The sequence below is a fragment of the Empedobacter sp. UBA2044 genome, from assembly GCF_002333005.1.
Taxonomy (GTDB): Bacteria; Bacteroidota; Bacteroidia; order Flavobacteriales; family Weeksellaceae; genus Empedobacter; species Empedobacter falsenii_B.
This window is the reverse complement of sequence record NZ_DDBA01000066.1, coordinates 123,879-150,638: the sequence shown is the minus strand read 5'-3', so window position 1 is coordinate 150,638 and position 26,760 is coordinate 123,879. Positions and strand designations below refer to the sequence as shown.

General features: G+C 33.6%; 22 protein-coding genes and 4 tRNA genes. 23 read left to right on the top strand and 3 right to left on the bottom strand.

Annotation, left to right across the window (positions count from 1 at the left end; all coding sequences use genetic code 11):
- Positions 1 to 30: 30 nt before the first annotated feature.
- On the bottom strand, positions 31 to 2,772 hold the full coding sequence (locus B4E59_RS12440) for a M16 family metallopeptidase (protein WP_219033770.1): 2,742 nt from the start codon (positions 2,770 to 2,772) through the stop codon (positions 31 to 33).
- Positions 2,773 to 2,892: 120 nt separating this feature from the next.
- Here B4E59_RS12440 and B4E59_RS12435 point away from each other — a divergent pair, with 120 nt between their 5' ends.
- On the top strand, positions 2,893 to 5,307 hold the full coding sequence (locus tag B4E59_RS12435) for an alpha-ketoacid dehydrogenase subunit alpha/beta (protein ID WP_291053245.1): 2,415 nt from the start codon (positions 2,893 to 2,895) through the stop codon (positions 5,305 to 5,307).
- Positions 5,308 to 5,391: 84 nt separating this feature from the next.
- Complete coding sequence (locus B4E59_RS12430; RefSeq protein WP_286495085.1) at positions 5,392 to 6,648, top strand: type IX secretion system plug protein; 1,257 nt, start codon at positions 5,392 to 5,394, stop codon at positions 6,646 to 6,648.
- A gap of 5 nt (positions 6,649 to 6,653) precedes the next feature.
- Here the strand turns inward: B4E59_RS12430 and B4E59_RS12425 are convergent, their stop codons facing one another.
- The gene (locus B4E59_RS12425) at positions 6,654 to 7,013 is read right to left on the bottom strand and encodes a DUF2200 domain-containing protein (protein ID WP_219033767.1); all 360 of its coding nucleotides are present in this window, start codon (positions 7,011 to 7,013) and stop codon (positions 6,654 to 6,656) included.
- 100 nt (positions 7,014 to 7,113) lie between these two features.
- Here B4E59_RS12425 and B4E59_RS12420 point away from each other — a divergent pair, with 100 nt between their 5' ends.
- The 5 genes from B4E59_RS12420 (at position 7,114) to B4E59_RS12400 (ending at position 14,177) form a co-directional block, all read left to right on the top strand.
- A complete protein-coding gene (locus B4E59_RS12420; RefSeq protein ID WP_291047725.1) occupies positions 7,114 to 8,103 on the top strand; it encodes a hypothetical protein in 990 nt (329 codons plus the stop codon).
- The gene (locus B4E59_RS12415; RefSeq protein ID WP_291047727.1) at positions 8,100 to 10,661 is read left to right on the top strand and encodes a hypothetical protein; all 2,562 of its coding nucleotides are present in this window, start codon (positions 8,100 to 8,102) and stop codon (positions 10,659 to 10,661) included. Before B4E59_RS12420 ends, B4E59_RS12415 begins: the two co-directional genes overlap by 4 nt.
- A gap of 66 nt (positions 10,662 to 10,727) precedes the next feature.
- The gene (locus B4E59_RS12410; protein ID WP_291047729.1) at positions 10,728 to 11,447 is read left to right on the top strand and encodes a DUF1003 domain-containing protein; all 720 of its coding nucleotides are present in this window, start codon (positions 10,728 to 10,730) and stop codon (positions 11,445 to 11,447) included.
- A gap of 113 nt (positions 11,448 to 11,560) precedes the next feature.
- The gene (gene pruA / locus B4E59_RS12405) at positions 11,561 to 13,189 is read left to right on the top strand and encodes an L-glutamate gamma-semialdehyde dehydrogenase (protein WP_219033765.1); all 1,629 of its coding nucleotides are present in this window, start codon (positions 11,561 to 11,563) and stop codon (positions 13,187 to 13,189) included.
- Between the two features lie 58 nt (positions 13,190 to 13,247).
- The gene (locus B4E59_RS12400; protein ID WP_125349438.1) at positions 13,248 to 14,177 is read left to right on the top strand and encodes a cation diffusion facilitator family transporter; all 930 of its coding nucleotides are present in this window, start codon (positions 13,248 to 13,250) and stop codon (positions 14,175 to 14,177) included.
- Between the two features lie 98 nt (positions 14,178 to 14,275).
- On the opposite strand, the gene B4E59_RS12395 is transcribed toward B4E59_RS12400, so the two are convergent.
- Positions 14,276 to 14,920: an OmpW/AlkL family protein gene (locus B4E59_RS12395; protein ID WP_286495079.1), complete on the bottom strand. Its 645-nt coding sequence runs from the start codon at positions 14,918 to 14,920 to the stop codon at positions 14,276 to 14,278.
- Positions 14,921 to 15,159: 239 nt separating this feature from the next.
- On the opposite strand from B4E59_RS12395, the gene B4E59_RS12390 reads away from it, so the two are divergent.
- The 16 genes from B4E59_RS12390 (at position 15,160) to rpoB (ending at position 26,718) form a co-directional block, all read left to right on the top strand.
- Complete coding sequence (locus B4E59_RS12390) at positions 15,160 to 16,302, top strand: acyl-CoA dehydrogenase family protein (RefSeq protein ID WP_038331167.1); 1,143 nt, start codon at positions 15,160 to 15,162, stop codon at positions 16,300 to 16,302.
- Between the two features lie 68 nt (positions 16,303 to 16,370).
- Positions 16,371 to 16,565, top strand: coding sequence for a 30S ribosomal protein S21 (gene rpsU, locus B4E59_RS12385; RefSeq protein WP_038331168.1), 195 nt, complete (start codon positions 16,371 to 16,373; stop codon positions 16,563 to 16,565).
- 82 nt (positions 16,566 to 16,647) lie between these two features.
- Positions 16,648 to 17,547, top strand: coding sequence for a tyrosine-type recombinase/integrase (locus B4E59_RS12380; protein WP_125349436.1), 900 nt, complete (start codon positions 16,648 to 16,650; stop codon positions 17,545 to 17,547).
- A 2-nt stretch (positions 17,548 to 17,549) separates the two neighbouring features.
- Positions 17,550 to 17,849 carry a ribosome hibernation-promoting factor, HPF/YfiA family gene (gene hpf, locus B4E59_RS12375; protein WP_038331066.1) on the top strand — a complete coding sequence of 100 codons (300 nt, stop codon included), beginning with the start codon at positions 17,550 to 17,552 and terminating at the stop codon, positions 17,847 to 17,849.
- A 130-nt stretch (positions 17,850 to 17,979) separates the two neighbouring features.
- A tRNA-Thr gene (locus B4E59_RS12370) sits at positions 17,980 to 18,053 on the top strand.
- Positions 18,054 to 18,084: 31 nt separating this feature from the next.
- Positions 18,085 to 18,165: transfer RNA gene (locus B4E59_RS12365), tRNA-Tyr, on the top strand.
- 73 nt (positions 18,166 to 18,238) lie between these two features.
- Positions 18,239 to 18,311, top strand: a tRNA-Gly gene (locus B4E59_RS12360).
- Between the two features lie 185 nt (positions 18,312 to 18,496).
- A complete protein-coding gene (gene tuf, locus B4E59_RS12355) occupies positions 18,497 to 19,684 on the top strand; it encodes an elongation factor Tu (protein ID WP_038331067.1) in 1,188 nt (395 codons plus the stop codon).
- A 60-nt stretch (positions 19,685 to 19,744) separates the two neighbouring features.
- A tRNA-Trp gene (locus B4E59_RS12350) sits at positions 19,745 to 19,815 on the top strand.
- A gap of 15 nt (positions 19,816 to 19,830) precedes the next feature.
- Positions 19,831 to 20,019: a preprotein translocase subunit SecE gene (secE, locus tag B4E59_RS12345; RefSeq protein ID WP_038331172.1), complete on the top strand. Its 189-nt coding sequence runs from the start codon at positions 19,831 to 19,833 to the stop codon at positions 20,017 to 20,019.
- 32 nt (positions 20,020 to 20,051) lie between these two features.
- Positions 20,052 to 20,600, top strand: a complete 549-nt coding sequence (nusG, locus tag B4E59_RS12340; protein WP_219033762.1) for a transcription termination/antitermination protein NusG — start codon at positions 20,052 to 20,054, stop codon at positions 20,598 to 20,600.
- 73 nt (positions 20,601 to 20,673) lie between these two features.
- Positions 20,674 to 21,114 (top strand): 50S ribosomal protein L11, encoded by a 441-nt coding sequence (gene rplK, locus B4E59_RS12335; protein WP_038331069.1) that lies wholly within the window; start codon positions 20,674 to 20,676, stop codon positions 21,112 to 21,114.
- 17 nt (positions 21,115 to 21,131) lie between these two features.
- Positions 21,132 to 21,827 (top strand): 50S ribosomal protein L1, encoded by a 696-nt coding sequence (gene rplA / locus B4E59_RS12330; RefSeq protein WP_038331070.1) that lies wholly within the window; start codon positions 21,132 to 21,134, stop codon positions 21,825 to 21,827.
- Positions 21,828 to 21,845: 18 nt separating this feature from the next.
- On the top strand, positions 21,846 to 22,358 hold the full coding sequence (gene rplJ / locus B4E59_RS12325; protein ID WP_125349460.1) for a 50S ribosomal protein L10: 513 nt from the start codon (positions 21,846 to 21,848) through the stop codon (positions 22,356 to 22,358).
- Positions 22,359 to 22,404: 46 nt separating this feature from the next.
- A complete protein-coding gene (rplL, locus tag B4E59_RS12320; RefSeq protein ID WP_019974307.1) occupies positions 22,405 to 22,773 on the top strand; it encodes a 50S ribosomal protein L7/L12 in 369 nt (122 codons plus the stop codon).
- Between the two features lie 102 nt (positions 22,774 to 22,875).
- Positions 22,876 to 26,718: a DNA-directed RNA polymerase subunit beta gene (rpoB, locus tag B4E59_RS12315; protein ID WP_125349434.1), complete on the top strand. Its 3,843-nt coding sequence runs from the start codon at positions 22,876 to 22,878 to the stop codon at positions 26,716 to 26,718.
- Positions 26,719 to 26,760: the final 42 nt, after the last annotated feature.

Sequence of the window (26,760 nt, the reverse complement as noted above, 5' to 3'; positions counted from 1 at the left end):
ATTTTTTCAGGACGTTACAATGAATTGTATTTACTTTTTATCAAAAGTTCCTGTGTAAACAGAAGTTAATTTATCTAAAGAAATGTACTTTTTGAAAACCTCGTTTACTTGGTTTACATTAAGAGCATCTACTTTTTTCTCTAAATTATCAAATTCATCAAACGTAATTCCATTCAATAAATAACCATTCGATAAGCCTAACAAAGTTCCGTCAGTTCCCAAAGAAGTTGTACGACCGTTTTTCCAACTTACAATATTTGTTTTCAATTCGTCCGCTGTGAAACCATCTTTCAATGCTTTTGCAACTTCTTCTTTCAATGCTTTTTCAACTGCTTCACGTTTTGTAGGGTTTAAAAATGCATAATATCCCCAAGAAGCTACATCGTTTTTAGGATCGTTTGGAATCGAAACATATGAACCTGCACCATAGCTGATTCCTTCTTTTTCTCTTAATCGCATTGGAATACGAGCAGATAAAAATCCTCCACTTCCAATCATTTCATTTGCCATAACCATTGCGGCGTAATCAGCACTTTCACGATTCATTTTGAAGTTAATTGATCCAACTGCAGCAGCATTTTCTTTGTCTGGAATGTTATAAAGTTTATCCTCTTTTTTCGTTGCTGTAAAAGTTGGATACGCTTTTTCGTACTTCGATTTGCTATTCCATTTACCAAAAGTATCGTTTAATAATTTTTCAACTTTCGCTTTGTCATTTGTTCCAATAATAGAAACAACACCATTTTGTGCACCTAAAATATTTTTATAAAAATCAACTAAATCAGCTTGTTTGATTTTCTTTAAATCATCTTTTGTTTCAGCAAAAGAAGCTGTATAAAAAATAGAAGATTTAGGATAATTAGATGTTAAACGACTAATTTCGTTGAAGGCTAATGCTTGCGGATCGTTTGTATTTGCATCTAAATATGTTGTGTATTCATTTACAGATTTTGCTAATTCAGCTTCAGGAAAAGTTGGTTCTGTAATGATTTGACGCACGATATCCATTGTTTTGTCTAATGAATTTTTGTACGTATTAATTGTTACAGATAAATTTTGTCCTCCAAATCTAAATCCAACCGAAGATTTTAAAGCATCTAATTGATCTTTGATTTGTTCTTTTGTTAAATTCTTCGTTCCAGACATTAACAATTCAGCCGTTAATTGACCGATCATTCCTTTGTTTGCCAAATCTTTTTCATTCGAAACAGGTAAATTAAATGAAAGAATTACTTTTTCACCTTTAATTTCTTTGTCGATGATTCCATATTTTAGACCATTGTTCAATTTTCCTTCTGCATAATGAGCTTTTAAGTTTTTGATTGAAGCTTCAAATGGTTTTGCTTCTTTCTCAACTGCACGACCTTTGTAATTCGAAACTAATTCTGTAATCTGTTTATTCGTTAATTCAGCTGGTTTTACACGAATTTCATCTTTTGTCGGAATAAAAGTTCCAACTGTTCTATTATTCGCTTTAAAATATTTTTCAGCTACACGTTTTACATCTTCTTTGGTTACTTTTTCGATATTATCGCGGTATAAGAAACCTAAACGATAATCACCCGCACCAACAATTTCTGTTAAACCAATGGCATAATTAATCGTATTATTTTTTTGATTTTCGATGTTTTTCACAATACTTGCTTTCGCACGTTGTACATCTTGATCAGTATAATTAATTGTAGCAACTTTGTCTAATTCTGCACGAATATCATTTTTCGTTTGTTCGATGTTTTTCTCTTTTGGAATTTCAGTTCCGATATAGAAGAAACTTGCATCACGAACTTCTGGACTATACGCCCAAATTGAAGCAATTTTGTGTGTGTCAACTAAAGATTTGTACAAATATCCCGAAGGATCTGAAGTTAAAATATTATTTAAAACATCAATTGCTGCATAATCTTTATCGCTATATGCTGCAACGTGATACATTACACCAACAGATTGGGAATCTCCTGCACGTTTTACTTCAACAAATTTTTCACCATCTTGCGCTGGCTCAACTGTTAAAATTTCGTCTAAAACACGAGTTGGTTTTGGAATCGAAGCAAAATACTGATTCACATATTCCATCGTTTTTTTCTCGTCAAATTTTCCAGCAATAATTAAGGTTGCATTATCTGGTTGATAATATTTTTCGTAGAATTTGCGCAACTGTGGTGTTTTTACACGCTCAATATCTTCTTTAGATCCAATTGTAGATTTTCCGTAATTGTGCCATAAATAGCCAGCAGAAATAACGCGTTCCATTAAAACACTTGACGGATCATTTTCACCAATTTCAAATTCATTACGTACAACCGAAAATTCTTTGTCCAAATCTTCTTGTTTAATGGTTGCATTAATCATACGATCAGCTTCCATTTCCAAACTCCAACGTAAATTTTCGTCGCTTGATGGGAAAACTTCGTAATAATTTGTACGATCATAATATGTCGTTCCATTTGCACGTCCACCTTTGTCAGATAACATTTTCTTGATATCACCTAAGTTTTTTGTTGATTTAAACAACATATGTTCTAACAAATGCGCCATTCCTTTTTCACCGTAACCTTCGTGTTTAGAACCAACATTGTAAACAATATTTACTACAACATTACTTTGCGATTGATCAGAGACTAATAAAACTTGTAATCCATTTGGTAGTTTGTATTCCTTAATTCCTTCTACTTGCGTCACAAAAGTTGCGTTTCCAGATTTCGTTTGAGCCATTAAGTATGGTGAATTTGCAAAGGCAAAAACCAGACATATACTCAGTAAAGTTTTTTTCATGTATTTATTTTTATAGTTATTAATTGGATGATACAATTCTATAATCTATTCGTTAGACGCAAATTGTATGGTGTAAGTTACAAATCTTTTGTTAAATTTGTGATGCAACAAACAAAAGAAATGGAAACAAAAGAGGTAAATAAAATTACTTTCGAAGAGTTTAAAAGTCAAATCATTAATGATTACAAGACGGCTTTTATGTCTCGTGAAGCAAGTCTTTTAGGAAGAAGAGAAGTACTTACTGGGAAAGCAAAATTTGGGATTTTTGGTGATGGAAAAGAATTACCACAAATTGCAATGGCAAAAGTATTCAAAAATGGAGATTTCCGTTCTGGATACTATCGCGATCAAACATTTATGTTCGCAATTGGTCAATTAACTGTTGAACAATTTTTTGCACAATTATACGCTTTAACAGATTTAGAGAAAGAACCTTCATCAGGAGGTCGTCAAATGACATCTCATTTCGGAACACGTTCTTTAAATGAAGATGGTTCTTGGAAAAAATTAACAGAACAAAAAAATTCGAGTGCTGATATTTCGCCAACAGCTGGTCAAATGCCACGTTTGTTAGGCTTAGCACAAGCTTCAAAATATTTTAGAAATGTTCCTCAATCAGACGAAGATCAACAATTTTCTGTAAACGGAAATGAAATTGCTTTCGGAACAATTGGTGACGCAAGTACTTCTGAAGGTCATTTTTGGGAAACGATAAATGCAGGTGGAGTTTTGCAAGTGCCAATGGTTGTTTCTATTTGGGACGATGGTTACGGAATTTCTGTACCAGCTAAATTTCAACGCACAAAATCGAATCTTTCTGAATTATTATCAGGTTTCGGAAGAACGGAAGAGGAAAGAGGTTACGAAATTATTACTGTAAAAGCGTGGGATTATCCTGCTTTGATTGAAGCGTATACACGTGCAGAAAGATTTGCGCGTGAGCATCACATTCCGTGTATTGTACACGTGCAAGAATGTACGCAACCACAAGGTCACTCGACTTCTGGTTCGCACGAGCGTTATAAATCAGAGGAGCGTTTGACATGGGAAAAAGATTTTGATGGAATCTCAAAATTCCGTGAATATATTTTAGCATTTGCAGATCATTCAGAAGCAATTATTTCTGCGGAAGAGTTGGATCAATTAGAAGCTGAAGTAAAAGCTGAAGTAAAAGCTTCTCAAAAACAATGTTGGGACGATTATTTGAATCCAATTTTGGATTTGAAAAATGAAGCGTTAGAATTATTAACGAAAATTGCTTTAGAAAGTGCAAACGGTGCTTTTATCAACATTGAAATTAGTAATCTAAAATCAAAGAAAAGTCCTTTCAAACGTGATGTTTATGGAGCTGTTCGTAAAGTAATTCGTTTAATACGTTCAGAAAATTTAGTTACAAAAGCTGAATTAATTTCTTGGTTAGATGCCAAAATGAAGCGCGAAGAAGAAATCTATTCGACTAAATTAGTTTCAGAAACGGCAACTCAAGTACCACAAGTAAAACCTGAGTTTGGAGAAAATCCAGCGTTAGAAGATGGTCGTGTAATTGTTCGTGATAACTTTGATAAAATTTTCGAAAAATATCCAAAGGCATTAGTTTTTGGTGAAGATGCTGGAAATATTGGTGATGTAAACCAAGGTTTAGAAGGTCTTCAAGCAAAATATGGTATCGATCGTATTTCGGATACAGGTATTCGCGAAGCAACAATTCTTGGTCAAGGAATTGGATTAGCGATGCGTGGTTTACGTCCAATTGCAGAAATTCAATATTTAGATTATATCCTTTATTGTTTACAAGGAATTTCTGATGATTTGGCAACTGTGCTTTATCGTTCGAATGGAGGTCAAAAAGCGCCTGTGATTATCAGAACGCGTGGTCACCGTTTAGAAGGTGTTTGGCATTCAGGTTCGCCAATGGGAGGAATTTTGAATTTGGTTCGTGGCGTGAATGTTTTAGTTCCACGTGATTTAACAAAAGCCGCAGGTTTTTACAATACATTGATGCAAGCAGATGAGCCTGCAATTGTTGTAGAAAGTTTGAATGGTTATCGTTTGAAAGAACCTGCACCAACTAATATTGGAGAATTTACAACGCCAATAGGTGAAGTAGAAATTACAAAAGAAGGAAAAGATGTAACGTTATTAACATACGGTTCTACTTGGAGAATTGTGATGGATGCTGCGAAAGAATTGGAGCAACTAGGTATTTCTGTTGAAGTAATTGATGCACAATCTTTATTGCCTTTCGATATCAATGCAGATGTTGCAAAAAGTTTGAACAAAACGAATCGTTTAGTTATTGTTGACGAAGATGTTCCAGGTGGAGCAAGTGCATTCTTGTTACAAGAAATTATCGAGAAACAAGGTGGATATTTTACATTAGATAGCGCACCATTGACGATTACAGCGAAAGCTCACCGTCCTGCGTATGCGACTGATGGAGATTATTTTTCAAAACCTTCTGTTGATGATATTACAGAACAAGTCTATGAACTAATGCGCGAAGCGAAACCAAACGAGTTTCCTGCTTTGTACTAAAAAATAAATTTTAGAGTTATATAAGCGTATGTCTTTTTCAAAAAGGCATGCGCTTTTTTTGTATTTTTAACAATCAAAATTATAATGAAAATGAAATTCTATTCGATTATACTTTGTCTATTGACTTCAATTCTTTTTGGGCAATTTCAAGATGTAATTCCTCCAAAGAATATCAAGACGGTTCAAGTTTTTAATCCGCAAACAAACGATAATACACCCGTTATCAAGTTAGGTTCTAGCGAAAGATTAATTTTTCTTTTTGATGATATCAGTGCAGGTTATAAGCGTTATCAATATTCTATTGAACACAGAAATGCAGATTGGTCAGAATCGAATATTTTTCAAACCGAATTTTTAAATGGTGTTAATGCTGATTATGCGCGAACATATAAGAATTCATTCAATACGTATCAAAAATATACCAATTATCAAATTCAATTTCCGAATGATCAAATGAATGTAAAATTACCTGGAAATTATGTGTTAAAAGTGTATTTAGAAAATGATTCAAACCCAATTTTCACGAAACGTTTTGCCGTTTATCAACCAATTGCGGATGTTGGAGTGATGGTTTCTCGTTACAATAATCCAACCGTAAAAGAATTGAATCAGCGTTTGCAAGTTCAAGTTTCGAGTGGAACACAAAATTTAACTGAAGTTCCTGATGGTGCAAGATTATTTTTGATGAAAAATAACAATTGGAACGAAGGTTATTTTGTCAATCGACCATCTTTTTCTCGTCCAAATCAATTAACATATAATGATACTAATATTTTGTTTGACGGTGGTGCAGAATACAATTGGTTTGATAACAAAAATTTAGAAGTTCCGAGTTTAACAACAGAAAAAACATTCAGAAAAGATAGTGTTTATCACACTGTTTTGCGTGCAGATATTCCGAAATATAATTTACCTTATGATGATTATCCAGACATTAATGGTAATTTTTATATCCGAAATAACCGTTATGGAAACGAATATGCAGCAAATTCTGAAGCAGATTATTCATGGGTTTATTTTGCCTTAGATGCTTTCGAAGATCAAAATGGATTATACGTTCCGTATGTTGTAGGTGCTTTTAATAATTGGGAAATTGATGAAAATTCGAAATTAGAAAAAGACGATGCAGGATTTTGGGTAACCGAATTATTCTTGAAACAAGGTTATTACAATTATCAATATGTCGTAAAAAATACCAAAACAGGCAAAATCGATCCAAGTTATGTGAGCGGAAGTTTTTGGCAAACCGAAAATCAATATCAAGCATTGTTTTACTATCGCCCTTGGGGACAACGATACGATGTGTTGATGGGATATGGAACTGGAAATTCGAGGAGATAAGTAGCTTAACTTCTCAAAATTTTTTCCATTATTTTTCCTTTGGCTAATTCATCGATTAATTTGTCTAAATATCGAATTTTTTGCATCAATGGATTTTCAATTTCTTCCACACGATAACCGCAAATCACACCTTTTATTTTAGTTGCATTTGGATTAAACTTTGGTGCATTTTCAAAAAAATCATGAAAGTTAGTTTTCTTCGTTAAAATTTCTTCCAAATCTTTTTCAGTATAACCTGTTAACCAAAAAATAATTTGATCAACTTCCGTTTTTGTTCGGTTTTTCTTTTCTGCTTTTGTGATGTAATGCGGATAAACACTTGCAAAAGACATTTCGATTACACGCTGAAAATTTTTATCATTCATTTTTTAAGAATATTATAGAGGATAAATTTCGACAATTAATTTGATAAAATCTCACTATTTTCATCGATTGTGATTTATAGATTTTGAGTTAAATTTGAGTATGAAATTTTTATTTAGATTTTTAATACTGTTTACGATAATTAGTTTGGTTGGATGTACTTCTGAAACCAAAAAATCACCAATTGATTTTTATTATTGGCGAAGTAATTATTCGGTGAATGAAACAGAGAAAAAAGCGGTTGATTCACTAAAAGTGGAAAATATTTATGTTCGTTTTTTTGATGTGGATAAAAAGTTGAATAAAATTTCTCCAGTTGGAATTATTCAGAATTTTGATGCAACGAAACTCAATGTCAATTATATTCCGACGGTTTTTATTACCAATCAAACTTTTCTGAATACATCAAAAGATCAAATCAAAATTTTAGCAAAAGATGTGTATAATTTTTTGAGTGAAACGGCTGAAAGAGGAAATCTAAAAAGTTTCAATGAAATTCAGATAGATTGTGATTGGACGAAATCTACGCGCGAAAATTATTTTATGTTTTTGTCGGAATTGAAACATATTTCGGGCAAAAAACTTTCGGCAACTTTGCGTTTGCATCAAGTCAAATTTAAAGACAAAGAAGGAGTTCCGCCTTTGGATAAAATGGTTTTGATGTGTTATGCAACCGAAAATCCAACTGATCAATCTGAAAATAATTCGATTTTAGATTTGAAAATAGCAAAAGATTATTTAAAAAACTTGAACGATTATCCAATCAAATTAGATGTTGCTTTGCCAATTTATTCGTGGGCAATTTTGACAAATCATCAAGGAAAAATAAAATTAATCAATTCTTTTTCGGAGCAAGATTTGATAGGAAAACCTGTAAAGAAAATCAGAAATGGATTTTATGAAGTGGAAGATGATTTTTTTGTACGAAATTTTTATGTGAGCAAAGGTTTTACAATAAAAGTTGAAATGATTTCTCCTGAATTATTAATTGAAACAAAATCATTTATCGATACAAAATTATCTTACAATTATCGCTTGATTTATTATCATTTAGACTCAAAATTTTTGAAAACAATACCAACACAATTATGAAAAAAATAGTACTTACTTTATGCTTAACTTTTGGTTTAACCAAAGTATTTGCGTGTGCTGATGGAGGTGGAGAAGATTATTATTACTACAATCTTTTTTCGCAAACTTTAAGCGAAGCGCCTCAATATCAGCCATTTTTGATGACGTTGGATAATCCATATTATACGATGGATGCAAATCAAAAGAATGAGAATATTTTGGATTGGCAAAAAACGTTAGGAATTAGCTATCAGCAAGCGTTTGAGTTGGTTTTTAAAGTATCGAAACAAGAAATTGATTTGATGGTAAAGAATGGAAAATCGTCCAATACGAACTATAATTTTGCGACAACAGATTGGGTAAAAAAGAATAAGCAAAGTTTACTTTACTTGTCGTATGCCAAGTATTTAGAGCCTTATATGGCTTTTTATTATATCGATAATGGTGAATGGTCGTATGTAGATCGTCCAGAAAAAAATGTCAATAATCTAAACTATAGAAAAGTTCTTGAGGTTCTAAAGAAAAGTTGGAATGCAGAAACGGACAAAGAATTAAAAGTTCGTTACGGTTATCAATTGGTGCGTTTTGCGCATTATTTCCACGAATATAAAGACGCTATCAATTATTTTAATATGTATGTGGCGTCGCAAGGACTCAAAAATTCGATGTATTATTATGCGTTAGATCAAAAAGGTGGAGCGGAGCGTGCACTTGGAAATTATATTCAGGCGAATTATGACTTTTTCGAAGTTTTTTCTCATTCGAATGATCGAAAAATGAGTGCTTATCAATCGATGCGCGTGACAGAAGATTTGAATTATGAGAAAATGTTAGCCAATGCCAAAACGATTCAAGAAAAAAATGATTTGTATTTATTGATTGGTTATAATGATTTTTCGAATCCGTTAGCTCCTGCGAAAAAAATTATTGCGAATGATGTAAATGCGCCACAAGCGAGAATTTTATTTGCACGTTCTATTAATTTAATTGAACGCGAATATTTGCAACAAAATCCTGAAGATTATTATTGGAATTCTTCTCAAGAACGAAAAAAATATACAGATTTATATTTACCTGTAAAAACAAATGGCAATTATTACAGTAACCCCGAAGATTCAAAAGATGAAGTTCAGATTAATGAATTGATTGCTCTGGCAAAATCACAAGCGATAAAAGCTGACGACAAAGAATATTGGAAATTATCGGTGGCATATTTGAATTTATTGAACAAAAATTTTGCGGAAACAAAAACGTATTTAACCAAAGTAAATTCAACTTCGAAAGAATTTCAACAACAGAAAAAAGTGATTGAAATTTTATTAGAAATTTTCGAACAAAAGAAAATTACAGATAGTTTTGAGAATCAATTGATGCAAAAATATGCGTCGATTTTGAATTATGAATATCCAAAATTACCAGAAGATGTCTATGGTTATTCGGATGAAGATGATCAAAAAATGAACTTGAAAAATGTGATTTTAGATGTTTTAGCAAATCGATATTTTTTGCAAGGTGACAAAGGAAAAGCATTTTTGATTCATAATGAAATTACACAATTAGGTTCAAATCCAGATTGGGCGATTATCAATGATTTAGATAAATTGGATAAAAAATCGAATAAAACAGCTTTCGAAAAATATTTGATTAATGCAAAAGTAAAATCGAGTTCATGGGATTGGAGAACAAAAAAATCAAAAGAAATTCAGTTTAAATTATCAGATTATTTAGCCGATTTCAAAGGAACATTGTATTTAGGCGAAATGAAATTTGATTTGGCGAAAAAAGAATTTGAGAAGATTGATCAAAAATATCACACGTCAGAAAGTGCTTATTTTGTTTATGATTACGATTATACAACAGAAAAAGAAAGCAAAACTTGGGTAGAAAATCAGTTTGATGGTTATCATAATATTCCGAATAAAATCTTTGGATATAATAAGATTGAATGTTTTAATTGTGACGAAAATCAAGTGATCGCAACTCCTTATTTGAATGAATTTAAATTTATCAAACCAAAAATGTCAAAATTAGAATTGACAAATGCGATGATTGAATTGAATAAAATAGCAAAGAAGAATACCGAAGAAGCTGCAAAAGCGAATTATTTGTTGGGGAATTTCTTTTACAATACGACGACTTTAGGCTATTATCGTTATTTGTTGACATTTGATCGAAACAATGATAATGGACCAAAATTTAATAATTATGGTGATCAATATGAAGCGACAAGCAACTTCTTTTACAAAAGTTTCGGTTGGGGTGGAAACTACGTAGATAATTTTACGCCGTCAGAAAATTATTTGAAAAAAGCTTTTGATTCGACAAAAGACAAAGAAATGAAAGCGCAAATTTTATTTGCATTGTCTAAGAATGAACAAGGAAGATTTTATAATGCAAAAGATCCTGTGTTGAAACGTTTGTACGAAAATCAATATGACAACGAAGATAAAATTTTAGCGTTTAAAGTGGCAAATTATCGTTCTAATTTTAAAAATTTGAAACAATATTCGGACACGAAAACATATCAAGAAATAAAATCAAATTGTAAATATTTCGATTATTACACAAATAACTTTTAATAATTAAAACGCTTTTATTTTTAGGAGCGTTTTTTGTGATGTGATTTTTGACTAAAATAGATTATTATGAAATGTTTTGTAACTCAAGAACCAATTAATCGCTACGAAGCTGTAAAAGGAAAAGAAATTCAGCAAGAGATTTTTAAATTGATTGAGCAAGATTATCCAGCAATTACCGAAGAAGATTATGTTTCGATAAAAATATTGAACAAATATCGTCGTCAATTTTTTGCAAATTTGATTTCGCAAGAAAAAGGTGAAATGGAAAAATTGGATCAAGATGTAGTAGAAGCAATTCGTGATAATTCTATTCTTTCCGAAAATATAAAAGAAAATACATCAAAGCCATTGACAACAGGCGATAGAATCGCAGATAAAGTAGCGTCTTTTGGAGGAAGTTGGACATTTATTATTTCGTTTTTTATTTTCTTATTGGTTTGGATGTTTCTTAATTTTTGGATGTTGCACAACAAAGGTTTTGATCCCTATCCATTTATTTTACTCAATTTGATTTTGTCTTGTTTAGCAGCAATACAAGCTCCAATTATTATGATGAGTCAAAATCGTCAAGAAGATAAAGACCGTGATAGAGCCGAACATGATTATAAAATTAACTTGAAAGCTGAATTGGAAATAAAATTATTAAGCGAAAAAATAGATCATTTATTGGTTCATCAGAATAAGAAATTATTAGAAATACAGGAAATGCAAATCCAATATTTAGAGAATATCGAAAATCAAATTCTTCATACAAAAGATAAAAAAGAAAATAAAAAGGAAGAATAATGGATGATTTTATGTTTAAAGTGGTAAAAGACTTAATTATCTGAACTGAAACATTTCCATTTATTTTTCTTAAATTTGAACTTTGAAAAGTATAAACAAACAAAATAATCAAAATGTCAAAATCATTTGCTCAAATTCCTCACGCTGTTAACGAAGAGGTAAAATCATATGCTCCTGGAACACCAGAGCGTGCGCAATTATTAGACGCTTACAAAAAAATGTTTAACGAGGTAACTGAAGTTCCTCAATACATTGGTTCTGAAGAAATTTTTTCAGGAAATAAAAAAGAAATTCGTCCTCCACATGACCACCAAAAAGTTGTTGGTTATTTCCACGAAGGAACACAAGATGATGTAAGAAAAGCGATTGATACAGCTTTAGCTGCAAAAGAAGCTTGGGTTGCAATGCCTTGGGAAGATAGAGCGGCAATTTTCTTGAAAGCTGCAGATTTGATTGCTGGTCCTTACCGTGCAAAAATAAATGCTGCAACAATGATTGGTCAATCTAAAAATGCAATGCAAGCAGAAATTGATTCAGCTTGTGAGTTGATTGACTTTTTACGTTTCAATGTACAATACATGACAGAAATTTATGCAGATCAACCAATTTCTTCTCCTGGAATTTGGAATCGTGTAGATTATCGTCCATTAGAAGGATTTACTTTCGCAATTACTCCATTCAATTTTACTGCAATCGCTGGTAACTTACCATCTTGTATGGCTTTGATGGGGAACGTTGTAGTTTGGAAACCTTCTGATAAACAAACTTTAGCTGCTAAAGTAACAATGGAAGTGTTCAAAAAAGCTGGTTTACCAGATGGTGTAATCAACATGATCTTAACTGATGGAGCAGAAACTGCAAAAACAGTTTTAGAACACAAAGATTTCGCAGGTTTACACTTCACAGGTTCTACAAAAGTTTTCAATACTTTATGGAAACAAATTGGAGATAACATCAACAATTACAGAACTTATCCACGTATCGTAGGAGAAACAGGAGGAAAAGATTTCGTAATGGTTCACAAATCAGCTTGTCCAACAGAAGTTGCTGTAGGTTTAGTTCGTGGAGCATTTGAATACCAAGGACAAAAATGTTCTGCTGCTTCTCGTGCTTATATTCCATCTAACTTATGGAACGAAGTTGAGAAACAAATGAAAGAAATGTTAGCAACTGTTAGATTAGGATCTCCAGAGGATTTCTCTAATTTCATGACAGCGGTTATCGATAAAAACTCTTTCGAAAAATCTAAAGCATATATCGATCGTGCACAAGCATCTTCTGAAGCTGAAGTTGTAATCGGTGGTACTTATGATGATTCAGTTGGATATTTTGTTCAACCAACAGTTATCAAAGCAACGAATCCTAAATATGAATCAATGGTAGAAGAAATCTTCGGACCTGTATTATCAGTTTATGTTTATGATGAAAATGAATTTGAAGCAACTTTAAAATTAGTTGACGAAACTTCTGCTTACGCATTAACAGGATCAATCTTCGCGAAAGATCGTGCTGCTGTAGAATTAGCTGCTAAAGCATTGAAAAATGCTTGTGGAAATTTCTACATCAACGATAAACCAACAGGTGCAGTTGTAGGTCAACAACCATTTGGTGGAGCGCGTGCTTCTGGTACAAATGATAAAGCAGGTTCTGCAATGAACTTGTTACGTTGGACTTCTGTTCAAACAATCAAAGAAACATTTGTTCCTGCAAAAGATTACAAATACCCATTCTTAGAAAAATAATATTTTCGAGATACAAAATTAGAATAAGCCTTACATTTGTAGGGCTTATTTTTTTGGTATGAATGATAATTCGGAAAAAGCAATCAAAGCTTCAATTTTTAGTATTGTAGGAAACGCTTCTTTGGCTGGAATTAAGTTTTTGGCTGGTTATTTTGGGAATTCTTACGCACTTATTGCAGATGCAATCGAGTCTTCGGCAGATGTTTTTTCTTCTATATTTGTTTTCTTTGGACTAAAGTATTCTGCAAAACCTGCAGATGAAAATCATCCTTATGGACACGGAAAAGCAGAAGCGTTAATCACATTTTTAGTGGTTACTTTCCTTATTGTTTCTGCGATTATCATTGCAAAAGAAAGTATTAACAATATTATTACACCACATCATCAGCCCAAACCATTTACCTTATTAGTTCTTGGAGGAATTATTTTATTCAAAGAATTATCGTTTCAGTATGTAATGCGAAAAAGTGTTGAAACCAATAGTTCTTCTCTAAAAGCAGATGCTTGGCATCATCGTTCGGACGCAATTACATCGTTAATGGCGTTTATCGGAATTTCGATTTCATTGGTAATGGGACCAGGTTGGGAGGCAGCAGATGATGTTGCAGCACTTTTTGCATCAAGTTTTATTTTATATAATGCGTACAAAATCCTTCGACCTGCGTTGGGAGAAATTATGGATGAGCAATTGTACGAAAATGAAATTGAACAAATTAGAGAAATCGCTTCGCATGTTCCGGGTGTTATGGCGACTGAAAAATGTAATGTGCGTAAGAATGGAATGAATTATTATGTCGATTTACATGCAATAGTCGATGGAACGATTTCGGTGGTGGAAGGACATAAAATTAGTCATGATCTGAAAGATGCTGTACAAGCTAAAATGCCACAAGTAAAAGATGTATTAGTGCATATAGAGCCTACTTTTGTCTCGGTTCGAGAATATTTTCGAACAAATCACATCGAAGATAAAAGAGTGGAGGAGTAAAAATAAATTATATTAAATAAAAAAAGAGAAGCAATTGCTTCTCTTTTTGATCTTTTAGTTGGTTAATAAAAAATCATAATATATATAAAAGGTCGATTTTAGAATAATTTGAAACCAATACCAGTACTGATTAACCAAGGATTAAGATCTACATCTGCTGGTACATAAACTTGTTTGTCTAAAGCTGCACCAACTGTAACGTCTGTGTTTAAGTATAATTTTTTAACATCTACGTTCCAGTATAATTTATCATTGATTTTGTAATCAAATCCTAATTGAAATCCGAAACCTACATTGTTTTTGTAATCTACACTAGTTACGGCTGCGTTTCTCCCTTTTCCTTGCCCTTGATCATAGAAGATTGTATAATTAATTCCAGCACCAACATAAGGTTTTAGGTTTTTGGTTGGATACAAATGATATTGTACATTAAGAGTTGGAGGTAACAGCATTACTCGTCCCAAATCTAAATTTCCTAATGCAGTATTTACCGCTACAACTTCGTGTTTAGATGTTCCTAAGATTAATTCGGCCGCGATATTTTTTGTAATATAATAGGTAAAGTCAATTTCTGGAATAAGATTGTTTGTAACTGCTACATTTCCACCTATTGCTTCTATTTTAGCATCTTCCATAGGAACTACACCAGTTGCTCTTACACGCATATGTAATTCACTAGCCTCTTGTCCAAATGAAATTGTTGATGCAAAGATTGCTCCTAATATTAATAGTCCTTTTTTCATAATGTTTATTTTATTTTTCGAAACAAAACTCGGATTAATTCATCCGAATTAAAATGTCAAATATCATTTCCGAAAATGACTTTAAACATTTGTTTTTTTTAAGGATATTATTAACTTAAACACGCTGATAGTCAATTATTTTTAATGAGTAAAAATAATCGTAAAAGAAAAACTTTTCACTTAATAGAAATTTATTACTTTTGGAGGAAAGTCATAAAAAAACAAAAAAACTCAAAAAAATGGATTTCTTAGAAAATGAAAATTTATCATTAATCGCGCAATCGGCAAGAGATTTTGCAAAACAATACATTCAACCGAATATAATGGAGTGGGATGAAGCTCAAACTTTTCCAGTTGAAGTTTTCAAAGAACTTGGAAAAATGGGATTCATGGGAATCGTTGTTCCAGAAGAATATGGAGGAAGTGGTTTGTCATATGATGAATATGTATCAATTGTAGATGAAATTTCACAAGTTGATCCTTCTATTGGTTTGTCTGTAGCGGCACATAATTCACTTTGTACAAATCATATTTTAGAATTCGGTAACGAAGAACAAAAACAACGTTGGTTACCAAAATTAGCAACAGCAGAATGGATTGGTGCTTGGGGATTAACAGAGCACAACACAGGATCTGATGCAGGAGGAATGTCTACAACAGCTGTAAAAGATGGAGATGAATGGGTGATTAACGGAGCAAAAAACTTTATTACACATGCAATTTCTGGTGATGTTGCGGTTGTGATGACAAGAACAGGAGAGAAAGGAGCTAAAAATAACGCGACAGCTTTTGTAATAGAAAAAGGAACGCCAGGTTTTACATCGGGTAAAAAAGAAAATAAATTAGGAATGCGTGCTTCGGAAACGGCAGAGTTAATCTTCGATAACGTACGTGTTTCGGATGCAAATCGTTTAGGAAATGTTGGTGATGGTTTCAAGCAAGCACTTAAGATTTTAGATGGTGGTCGTATCTCGATTGCAGCTTTATCTTTAGGAATCGCGAAAGGAGCATACAAAGCAGCATTGAAATATGCACAAGAGCGTCATCAATTTGGAACTGCAATTGCAAATTTCCAAGCAATTAACTTTAAATTGGCTGAAATGATTACAGAAATCGAAGCTTCAGAATTATTAATTCGTAAAGCATCTTATTTAAAAAATCATAAAAAACCAATGACGACAGAAGGTGCAATGGCAAAATATTATGCATCGGAAGCGTGTGTTAAAATCTCGAATGAAGCAGTTCAAATATTTGGTGGATACGGATATACAAAAGATTTTCCAGTAGAGAAATTCTACCGTGATTCTAAGTTGTGTACAATCGGTGAAGGAACAACTGAGATCCAAAAATTAGTGATTGGAAGAAATATTTTGAAAGATTAATACAAAACGATTTGTTTAATTACTAAAGAGTTGTATATTTGCCATCTCAAAAAGAAATAGATAAAATTATGTTGATTATACCAGTAAAAGACGGAGAGTCAATCGAAAGAGCTCTAAAAAAATACAAAAGAAAATTTGATAAAACAGGTGTTGTACGTCAGTTAAGAGCACGTCAACAATTTACAAAACCTTCTGTTACAAATAGAATTAAGATGAGTAGAGCAATCTACAAACAAGCCTTAATCGAAAAGGAGGAAGCATAAATTGCCGTTTTAAACGATATAAAGAAATTAATTTCTGTTGACCTATTTATTAAAGTTGTAACTTTGATGAATAGGTTTTTTTATGGAATTTATTCAACTATTCTTAGATTATTTAGCGCTCGAGAAAAACTATTCTACGCTAACAATTACTAGCTACAAAAGAGATTTGGACGATTTTGTTGAGTTCTATCAACAAGAAGAAAATTCGTCAGAAATACAACTTGCAACAAAAAATCATATTCGTGCATTTGTGATGCATTTATCAGAATTAGAAAAGTCTGAGAAAACAGTTAATCGCAAATTAAGCGCTTTACGAACGTTTTATAAATATTTGGTCAAAGAAAATCATCTTTCCATTAATCCAATCGAGCAAATTCATTCACTTAAACAAAATAAACAAGTTTTAGTACCTTTTACAGAAGCAGAATTGAATGATTTGTTGAATAATGATGAATTTTTCCCTGACACATTCGAAGGTTTACGTGATCGATTAATGATTGATGTAATGTATCAAACAGGAATTCGACGTGCCGAATTAATTGGTTTGAAAGAAAATGATATCGATCCGAATACACTTTCTATAAAAGTTCTTGGAAAAAGAAATAAAGAACGCATAATTCCTATTTCTACCTTTCTGTTAGAGGATTTGGCGAATTATAACACTAGAAAACATAACGAAATTACTTTACAATGTACGAATGTTTTTGTAACAGAAAAAGGAAAACCTTTGTACGATAATCTTGTTTATTCGAAAGTAAAATACTATCTTAGTCTTATAAGTGTAAAACATAAAAAAAGTCCTCATATGTTGAGGCATTCATTTGCGACTCATATGTTAGATTCAGGAGCAGATCTGAATGCAGTAAAAGATATTTTAGGGCATTCAAGTTTGTCATCGACTCAAATTTATACACATGGGAGTATAGAAAATTTAAAAAAAGTGTTTAACAAAGCTCACCCGCGTGAGAACAAAAAAGAGTAATTATGACAATTAACTTTCAAGCAGTAAACTTCAATACTAAACCAGGTTTAGAGGAGTATTTAGAGAAAAAATTAGAAAAATTAGAAACTTTGTCAGACAAAATCATTGCAGCGAATGTTTCTTTTAAATTAGAGAATACTGCAGAAAAAAATAACAAGACAGTTGATATTAAGTTAGAAGTACCAGGAGATGATATTGTTGTAAGTAAAACAGGACAATCTTTTGAAGAATGTATTGATTTAGCGGTAGATACATTAAAAAAATTAATTATCAGAAAAAAAGAAAAAATTAGCGAAAGATAAAAAATAGGGAATTGACTAAAAAAAGAACCTAAAAATTTGGTTAATTCAAAAAACAACGTAAATTTGCAGTCCGTTAAACAAACATATTTAACGGACTGTTCTTTTAAATAACGCTTTTAAAAACAAAAATGCCGATGTAGCTCAGCTGGCTAGAGCAGCTGATTTGTAATCAGCAGGTCGTGGGTTCGAGTCCCTCTATCGGCTCAAGGTTTTTAGAAGAACAAAAAAATAAGGCGGGGAGATACTCAAGCGGCCAACGAGGACGGACTGTAAATCCGTTGGGTAACCTTCGCAGGTTCGAATCCTGCTCTCCCCACAAACTTAATTTTTAAAATTTTTTGTGGTTTAGGATTTAATCTTTAAATTTGCAAAGCTTTTTAGAAGTGAATGCGGGAATAGCTCAATTGGTAGAGCGTCAGCCTTCCAAGCTGAATGTTGCGGGTTCGAGTCCCGTTTCCCGCTCAAATTCTGGTTCGTCCAGTATAGTTAATCTTTTAAGTAGTTGTTGAAACTCATTTAAACCAAGGTTAACGCGAGTCAAAAATTAATATCTTTATATAAATCAAAAAGTGTACTTTTACACTTGAAAATAATTTAAAGTTATTTTTTTAATTTAAGTATAACAATAGAAATTAATAAAAAGTAAAATGGCAAAGGAAACTTTCAACCGTAATAAGCCGCACTTAAATATTGGTACTATTGGTCACGTTGACCACGGTAAAACAACTTTGACTGCAGCGATTACTAAAGTATTAGCTGATGCTGGTTATTCAGAAGCAAAAGCTTTCGATCAAATCGATAATGCTCCAGAAGAAAAAGAGCGTGGTATTACAATTAATACATCTCACGTAGAGTATGAAACTGCTAACCGTCACTACGCACACGTTGACTGTCCAGGTCACGCGGATTACGTAAAAAACATGGTTACAGGAGCTGCTCAAATGGATGGTGGTATCTTAGTAGTAGCTGCTACTGATGGTCCAATGCCTCAAACTCGTGAGCACATCTTATTATGTCGCCAAGTAAACGTTCCTCGTATCGTTGTTTTCTTAAACAAAGTTGATATGGTTGACGATGCTGAGTTATTAGAGTTAGTAGAAATGGAAGTAAGAGATTTATTATCTTCTTACGAATATGACGGAGATAACACTCCAGTTATCCAAGGATCTGCTTTAGGTGCATTAAACGGTGAGCCTCAATGGGTTGAAACTGTATTAAACTTAATGAACAATGTTGATGAGTGGATTGAGCAACCAGTTCGTGATCAAGATAAACCATTCTTAATGCCAGTAGAGGATGTATTCTCTATTACAGGTCGTGGTACTGTTGCTACAGGACGTATCGAGGCTGGTGTAATTAACTCTGGGGATCCAGTTGACATCGTTGGTATGGGAGAAGAAAAATTAACTTCTACTGTAACAGGTGTTGAAATGTTCCGTAAAATCTTAGATAGAGGTGAAGCTGGTGATAACGTAGGTTTATTATTACGTGGTGTTGATAAAACTGACATCCGTCGTGGTATGGTTATCGCAAAACAAGGATCTGTTAAACCACACAAAAAATTCAAAGCTGAGGTTTATATCTTAACTAAAGAAGAAGGTGGTCGTCACACTCCATTCCATAACCGTTACCGTCCACAGTTCTACGTACGTACAACTGACGTAACAGGGGAAATCAACTTACCAGAAGGAGTTGAGATGGTTTTACCAGGAGATAACTTAACTATTACAGTTGAATTATTACAACCAATCGCATTAAACGAAGGTTTACGTTTCGCAATCCGTGAAGGTGGACGTACAGTTGGTGCTGGTCAGGTAACTGAAATTTTAGACTAATTAGTCAAAATATAATATAGAAGATGTGGTAATCTTCAATGATTACCACTCTTTTTATCTACGGGCATAGTTCAATGGTAGAATAGCGGTCTCCAAAACCGTTGATCAGGGTTCGAATCCTTGTGCCCGTGCTAAATGAAAACGATATGAAAGTCGTACAATATTTTAAAGATTCCTTTGTAGAATTTAAAGATCATGTTACATGGCCATCATTCTCAGATCTACAAAGAGACACAATTATTGTTGCAATAGCTACAGTTTTGTTAGCTATATTTTTATATGCGGTAGATACATTATTCACACAAGTGCTTAACTTTATCTACGGCGCTTTTTAGTTTGTAAAATATCCCGTTTAGTAATTAGAATCATGAGTGAAAAGAAATGGTATGTAATCAAGACTGTAGCTGGACAAGAGCTGAAAGTTAAGGATTATATTGAAAGAGAAATTCAGTACCAAAATTTGAATGATTATGTAGGACAAATTGTTGTTCCTATGGAAAAAGTGATTCAAATCCGTAACGGTAAAAAATATCAAAAGGAAAAAGTACACTTTCCTGGTTACATCATGATAGAAGCCGAACTTGTAGGGGAAATTCCTCACATGGTAAAGAATACATCAGGTGTAATTAGCTTTTTGAGTGCAACGAAAGGAGGTGATCCTGTACCAATGAGACAATCGGAAGTTAACCGAATGTTAGGTAAAGTTGACGAATTAGCAGAAAACGTTGATACAAACTTAGGAATATCTTACATCGTAGGAGAAACTGTAAAAGTAATCGACGGACCATTCAATGGCTTCAACGGAACAGTTGAAAAAATCATTGAAGATAAACGTAAACTTGAAGTGATGGTTTTAATCTTCGGACGTAAAACACCACTAGAGTTAAGTTTTAACCAAGTTGAAAAGATTGCATAATCAATCTATCAACAAATTAAAAGTAGAAATTTAGGCTGCTTCCACATAACGCTTAATTTTAAGAATTAAAAAAATGGCAAAAAAAATTGAAAAAGTTGTAAAACTTCAAGTTAAAGGAGGACAAGCAAATCCTTCGCCACCAGTAGGGCCAGCTTTAGGTGCTGCAGGTGTTAACATCATGGAGTTTTGTAAACAATTTAATGGACGTACACAAGAAAAACAAGGTGCAGTGTTACCAGTTGTTATTACTGTGTATCAAGACAAATCATTCGATTTCGTAATTAAAACTCCACCAGCTGCTATTCAGTTAATGGAAGCTGCGAAATTGAAAAAAGCATCAGGTGTACCAAACCGTCAAAAAGTTGGTACTGTTACTTGGGATCAAGTTAGAGCTATTGCTGAAGACAAATTAGCGGACATGAACTGTTTTACTGTTGAATCTGCTATGAAAATGGTTGCTGGAACTGCACGTTCTATGGGTATAACTGTAAAAGGTGGGCAAGCTCCAGAATAATTAAAACATTTTAGGAAATGGCAAAGTTAACAAAAAGACAAAAAGAAGTATTAGCTAAAGTAGAAAAAAACAAACTTTACTCTATTGATGAAGCATCATCATTAGTAAAGGAAGTTAACTACGCTAAGTTTGATGCTTCTGTAGATATAGCAGTTCGTTTAGGTGTAGATCCTAAGAAAGCTAACCAAATGGTTCGTGGTGTAGTTTCATTACCACACGGAACAGGTAAAGATGTAAAAGTATTAGCATTAGTTACTCCAGACAAAGAAGCAGAAGCTAAAGCAGCAGGTGCAGACTATGTAGGATTAGACGAATACTTACAAAAAATTAAAGAAGGTTGGACAGATGTTGACGTTATCGTTACTATGCCAGCTGTTATGGGTAAATTAGGACCATTAGGACGTGTTTTAGGACCTCGTGGATTAATGCCTAACCCAAAATCAGGTACTGTAACTTTAGAAGTAGGTAAAGCCGTTTCTGAAGTAAAAGCAGGTAAAATCGACTTCAAAGTAGATCGTTACGGAATCATCCACGCTGCAGTTGGTAAAGTATCTTTCGATGCTGATAAAATTAAAGAAAATGCGAATGAGTTAATTCAAACTTTAATTAAATTAAAACCAACAGCTGCTAAAGGAACATATGTAAAAAGCATCACGCTTTCTACAACTCAATCTGTAGGTGTATCAGTAGATCCAAAAAGTGTAAACGCTTAAAATTAGTAGATTATGGCAATGACAAAACAAGATAAAGCAAATATGATAGATGAATTGCAAGCTGTATTAGCAGAAGCAAAAATCATCTACTTAGCAGATATCGACGGATTAAACGCTGTTAATACTACTGAATTAAGAAGAGCTTGCTTCAAAAGCAATGTATCTTTACGCGTAGTAAAAAACACTTTATTAAAGAAAGCTATGGAGCAAATCGAAGACAAAAACTTCGAAGAGCTTTACGGATCTTTAAAAGGAAATACAGCATTAATGACTGCTGAAGTTGGTAATGCACCAGCTAAAGTAATCGATACTTTCAGAAAAAAATCTGAAAAACCTATTTTAAAAGGAGCTTGGATTGAAGATAATACATTCGTAGGTGATGACAAATTACCACAATTAGTAGCATTGAAATCTCGCGAAGAATTAATCGCAGACATCATCATGTTACTTCAATCTCCAATCAAAACTGTTGTTTCTCAATTAGAGAACAAAGAGGCTGCAAAAGCAGAAGAAGGAGCTTCAGAAGAATAAGACACACTCATATCAAATAAAAGTTTAAAAAACAAAAAGCATTAAAATGGCAGATTTAAAAAAATTAGCTGAAGAGTTAGTAAACTTAACAGTTTTAGAAGTTAATGAATTATCTACAATCTTAAAAGATGAATACGGAATCGAACCAGCTGCTGCTGCTGTAGTTGTTGCTGCAGGTGGAGCAGGTGAAGCTGCTGAAGAGCAATCAGAATTCGACGTAATCTTAAAAGAAGCAGGTGCATCTAAATTAGCAGTTGTTAAATTAGTTAAAGAATTAACTGGAAAAGGATTAAAAGAAGCTAAAGATTTAGTAGATTCAACTCCAGCAACAGTTAAAGAAGCAGTTTCTAAAGACGAAGCTGAAGCTTTAAAGAAACAGCTAGAAGAAGCTGGTGCAGTAGTAGAATTGAAGTAATTTTTATTACTCAAAAATATAGGTTTGGACCTAACACAGGACGTGTTAGGTCTAAACCTTTTTACGCATAAAGTCATTATATAAACCAAAATTCATTCGAAATTGGCCACTAAAGCAACATTAAGCAACTCGACTGAGAAAAAAGAAAGATTGAACTTCTCTTCTGCAAAAGCAGTCGCTCAGTTCCCAGATTTCCTTGACATTCAGATCAAATCGTTTGAAGATTTTTTCCAGTTGGAAACAAGACCTGACCAACGAAAAAATGAAGGTCTTTACCGAACATTTGCTGAGAATTTTCCAATTACGGATACTCGCAATCAGTTTGTTTTAGAATTCTTAGATTATTTCGTAGATCCACCACGTTACACAATTGATGAGTGTATCGAAAGAGGATTAACGTACAGCGTACCATTGAAAGCTCGTCTTAAATTGTACTGTACGGACGAAGAACACGAAGATTTCGAAACTGTAGTGCAAGACGTATACTTAGGAACAATTCCTTATATGTCTCCTTCAGGATCATTCATTATTAATGGTGCAGAGCGTGTTATTGTATCTCAATTACACCGTTCTCCTGGGGTATTCTTCGGACAATCTTTCCACGCGAATGGTACAAAATTGTACTCATCTCGTATCATTCCTTTCAAAGGATCTTGGATTGAGTTCGCAACAGACATCAACAGCGTAATGTACGCTTACATCGATCGTAAGAAAAAGTTACCATTAACTACCTTATTACGTGCTATCGGATACGAAAGAGATAAAGATATCTTAGAAATTTTCGACTTAGCAGAAGAAGTAAAAGTTAATAAAGCTAATTTAAAGAAAGTTGTAGGTCGTAAACTTGCTGCACGTGTATTAAATACATGGCACGAGGATTTCGTAGATGAAGATACAGGAGAAGTTGTATCTATCGAGCGTAATGAAATTATCTTAGACCGTGAAACAATCTTAGAGAAAGATCACATCGATCAAATCGTAGATTCTGGTGTTAAGACGATTTTATTACACAAAGAAGACATCAATTCTGCTGATTATGGAATTATCCATAATACTTTACAAAAAGACCCTACTAATACTGAAAAAGAGGCAGTAGAGTATATCTATAGACAATTACGTAACGCTGAGCCACCAGATGAGGAAACAGCAAGAGGAATTATTGACAAATTATTCTTCTCTGATCAACGTTATTCATTAGGTGAAGTAGGTCGTTACAGATTAAATAAAAAATTAGGCTTAAGCATTAGCGAGGACGTACAAGTATTGACTCGTGAAGATATCATTTCGATTATTAAATACTTAATCGAATTAATCAACTCTAAAGCAGAGGTGGATGATATCGACCACTTATCTAACCGTCGTGTAAGAACGGTAGGTGAGCAAATGGCTAGCCAATTCGGAGTAGGTTTAGCTCGTATGGCTAGAACTATCCGTGAAAGAATGAATGTTCGTGACAACGAGGTGTTTACACCAATCGATTTGATTAATGCTAAAACATTATCATCTGTTATCAACTCATTCTTCGGAACGAACCAGTTATCTCAGTTCATGGACCAAACAAATCCATTATCAGAGATTACACACAAACGTCGTTTATCAGCATTAGGACCTGGAGGTTTATCAAGAGAAAGAGCGGGATTCGAGGTACGTGACGTACACCACACTCATTACGGACGTTTATGTCCAATTGAAACTCCTGAGGGACCAAACATTGGTTTGATTTCGTCATTATGTGTATTCGCTAAAGTTAATAACTTAGGGTTCATCGAAACACCGTACAGAAAAGTAGAAGATGGAAAAGTGGACGTCGAATCAGCACCAATCTATTTAACTGCGGAAGAGGAGGAATCAAAAGTAATTGCTCAAGCCAATATCGACATGACAGACGATGGTACTATTGCTACTGAACGTGTAACTGCTCGTGAAGATGGGGATTTCCCTGTTGTAACGCCAGCAGAAGTTGATTTAATTGACGTTGCACCTAACCAGATTGCATCTATCTCAGCATCATTAATTCCTTTCTTGGAGCATGATGACGCCAACCGTGCGTTAATGGGATCGAACATGATGCGTCAGGCAGTTCCATTATTAAAACCTCAAGCACCAATTGTAGGTACTGGATTAGAAAAACAAGTTGCAAAAGATTCAAGAATCTTAGTAAATGCAGAACGTGAAGGTACAGTAACTTATGTTGATGCTGACATTATAACAATTAAATATGATCGCTCAGAAGACGAAGAATTAGTAAGCTTCGATACTGCTGAGAAAACATATAATTTAACAAAATTCAGAAAAACGAATCAAGGAACTACAATTACGTTGAAACCAATTGTAAAAGTTGGTGATCGTGTAGAGAAAGGACAAGTTTTATCTGAAGGTTATGCAACAGAAGGAGGAGAATTAGCAATTGGTCGTAACATGGTTGTTGCCTTTATGCCTTGGCAAGGATACAACTTCGAGGATGCCATTGTAATCTCTGAGAAAGCTGTTCGCGAAGACTGGTTTACATCTATCCACATCGATGAGTATTCATTAGATGTACGTGATACAAAATTAGGTATGGAAGAATTAACTTCAGACATTCCTAACGTTTCGGAAGAGGCTACAAAAGACTTAGACGAAAACGGTATGATCCGTATTGGAGCAGAAGTAAAACCTGGTGATATCTTGATTGGTAAGATTACTCCAAAAGGAGAATCTGATCCAACTCCAGAAGAAAAATTATTACGTGCGATCTTTGGTGACAAAGCAGGTGATGTAAAAGATGCTTCTCTTAAAGCCTCTCCATCATTACGTGGTGTTGTTATCGACAAAAAATTATTCTCACGTAGTATTAAGGATAAACGTAAACGTTCTCAAGACAAAGCTATTATTGATAGTGTAGAAGCTGAGTACGACGTTAAATTCAACGAATTAAGAGAGATTTTATTAGAGAAATTATACGTTTTATTAAACGGAAAAACTTCTCAAGGTATTTACAACGACTTGAACGAAGAAGTAATCAAGAAAGGTGTAAAATACACACAAAAAATCTTATCTAATGTTGAAGATTTCTTAAATTTAACTGGAGCAGAGTCTCTTTGGACAACAGACGAGGATAAGAACGAATTAGTAAAAGAATTGTTACATAATTACAAAATTAAGTACAATGATTTACAAGGAGCACTTAACCGCGAAAGATTTACAATCTCTGTTGGAGACGAGTTACCTGCAGGTATCGTTAAATTAGCAAAAATCTACATTGCGAAAAAACGTAAACTAAGAGTAGGGGATAAAATGGCAGGACGTCACGGTAACAAAGGTATTGTTGCACGTATCGTTCGCGACGAAGATATGCCTTTCTTAGAAGACGGAACGCCAGTAAATATCGTACTTAATCCACTTGGGGTACCATCTCGTATGAATATCGGTCAGATTTATGAAACGGTATTAGGATGGGCTGGACTTAAAATGGGTCAAAAATTTGCTACACCTATCTTCGATGGTGCTGAAATCGCTGATATCGATCGCATCACAGAAGAAGCAGGTATTCCAAAACACGGTACAACATATTTATATGACGGTAATACTGGAGAACGTTTTGATCAAAAAGCTACTGTAGGGGTGATTTACATGTTGAAATTAGGACACATGGTTGACGACAAAATGCACGCGCGTTCTATCGGACCATACTCATTAATTACTCAACAACCATTAGGAGGTAAAGCACAATTCGGTGGACAACGTTTCGGAGAGATGGAGGTTTGGGCATTAGAAGCATTCGGTGCATCTAATATCTTACGCGAAATCTTAACAGTTAAGTCGGATGACGTAATTGGACGTGCGAAAACTTACGAAGCAATCGTAAAAGGAGAGCCAATGCCAGAACCTGGTATTCCAGAATCATTTAACGTATTGTTACATGAATTACAAGGTCTTGGATTAGACATAAACTTGGAAGAATAATAGGGCAACCTATTATTCTACCTTTTTCGTTATAATAATATA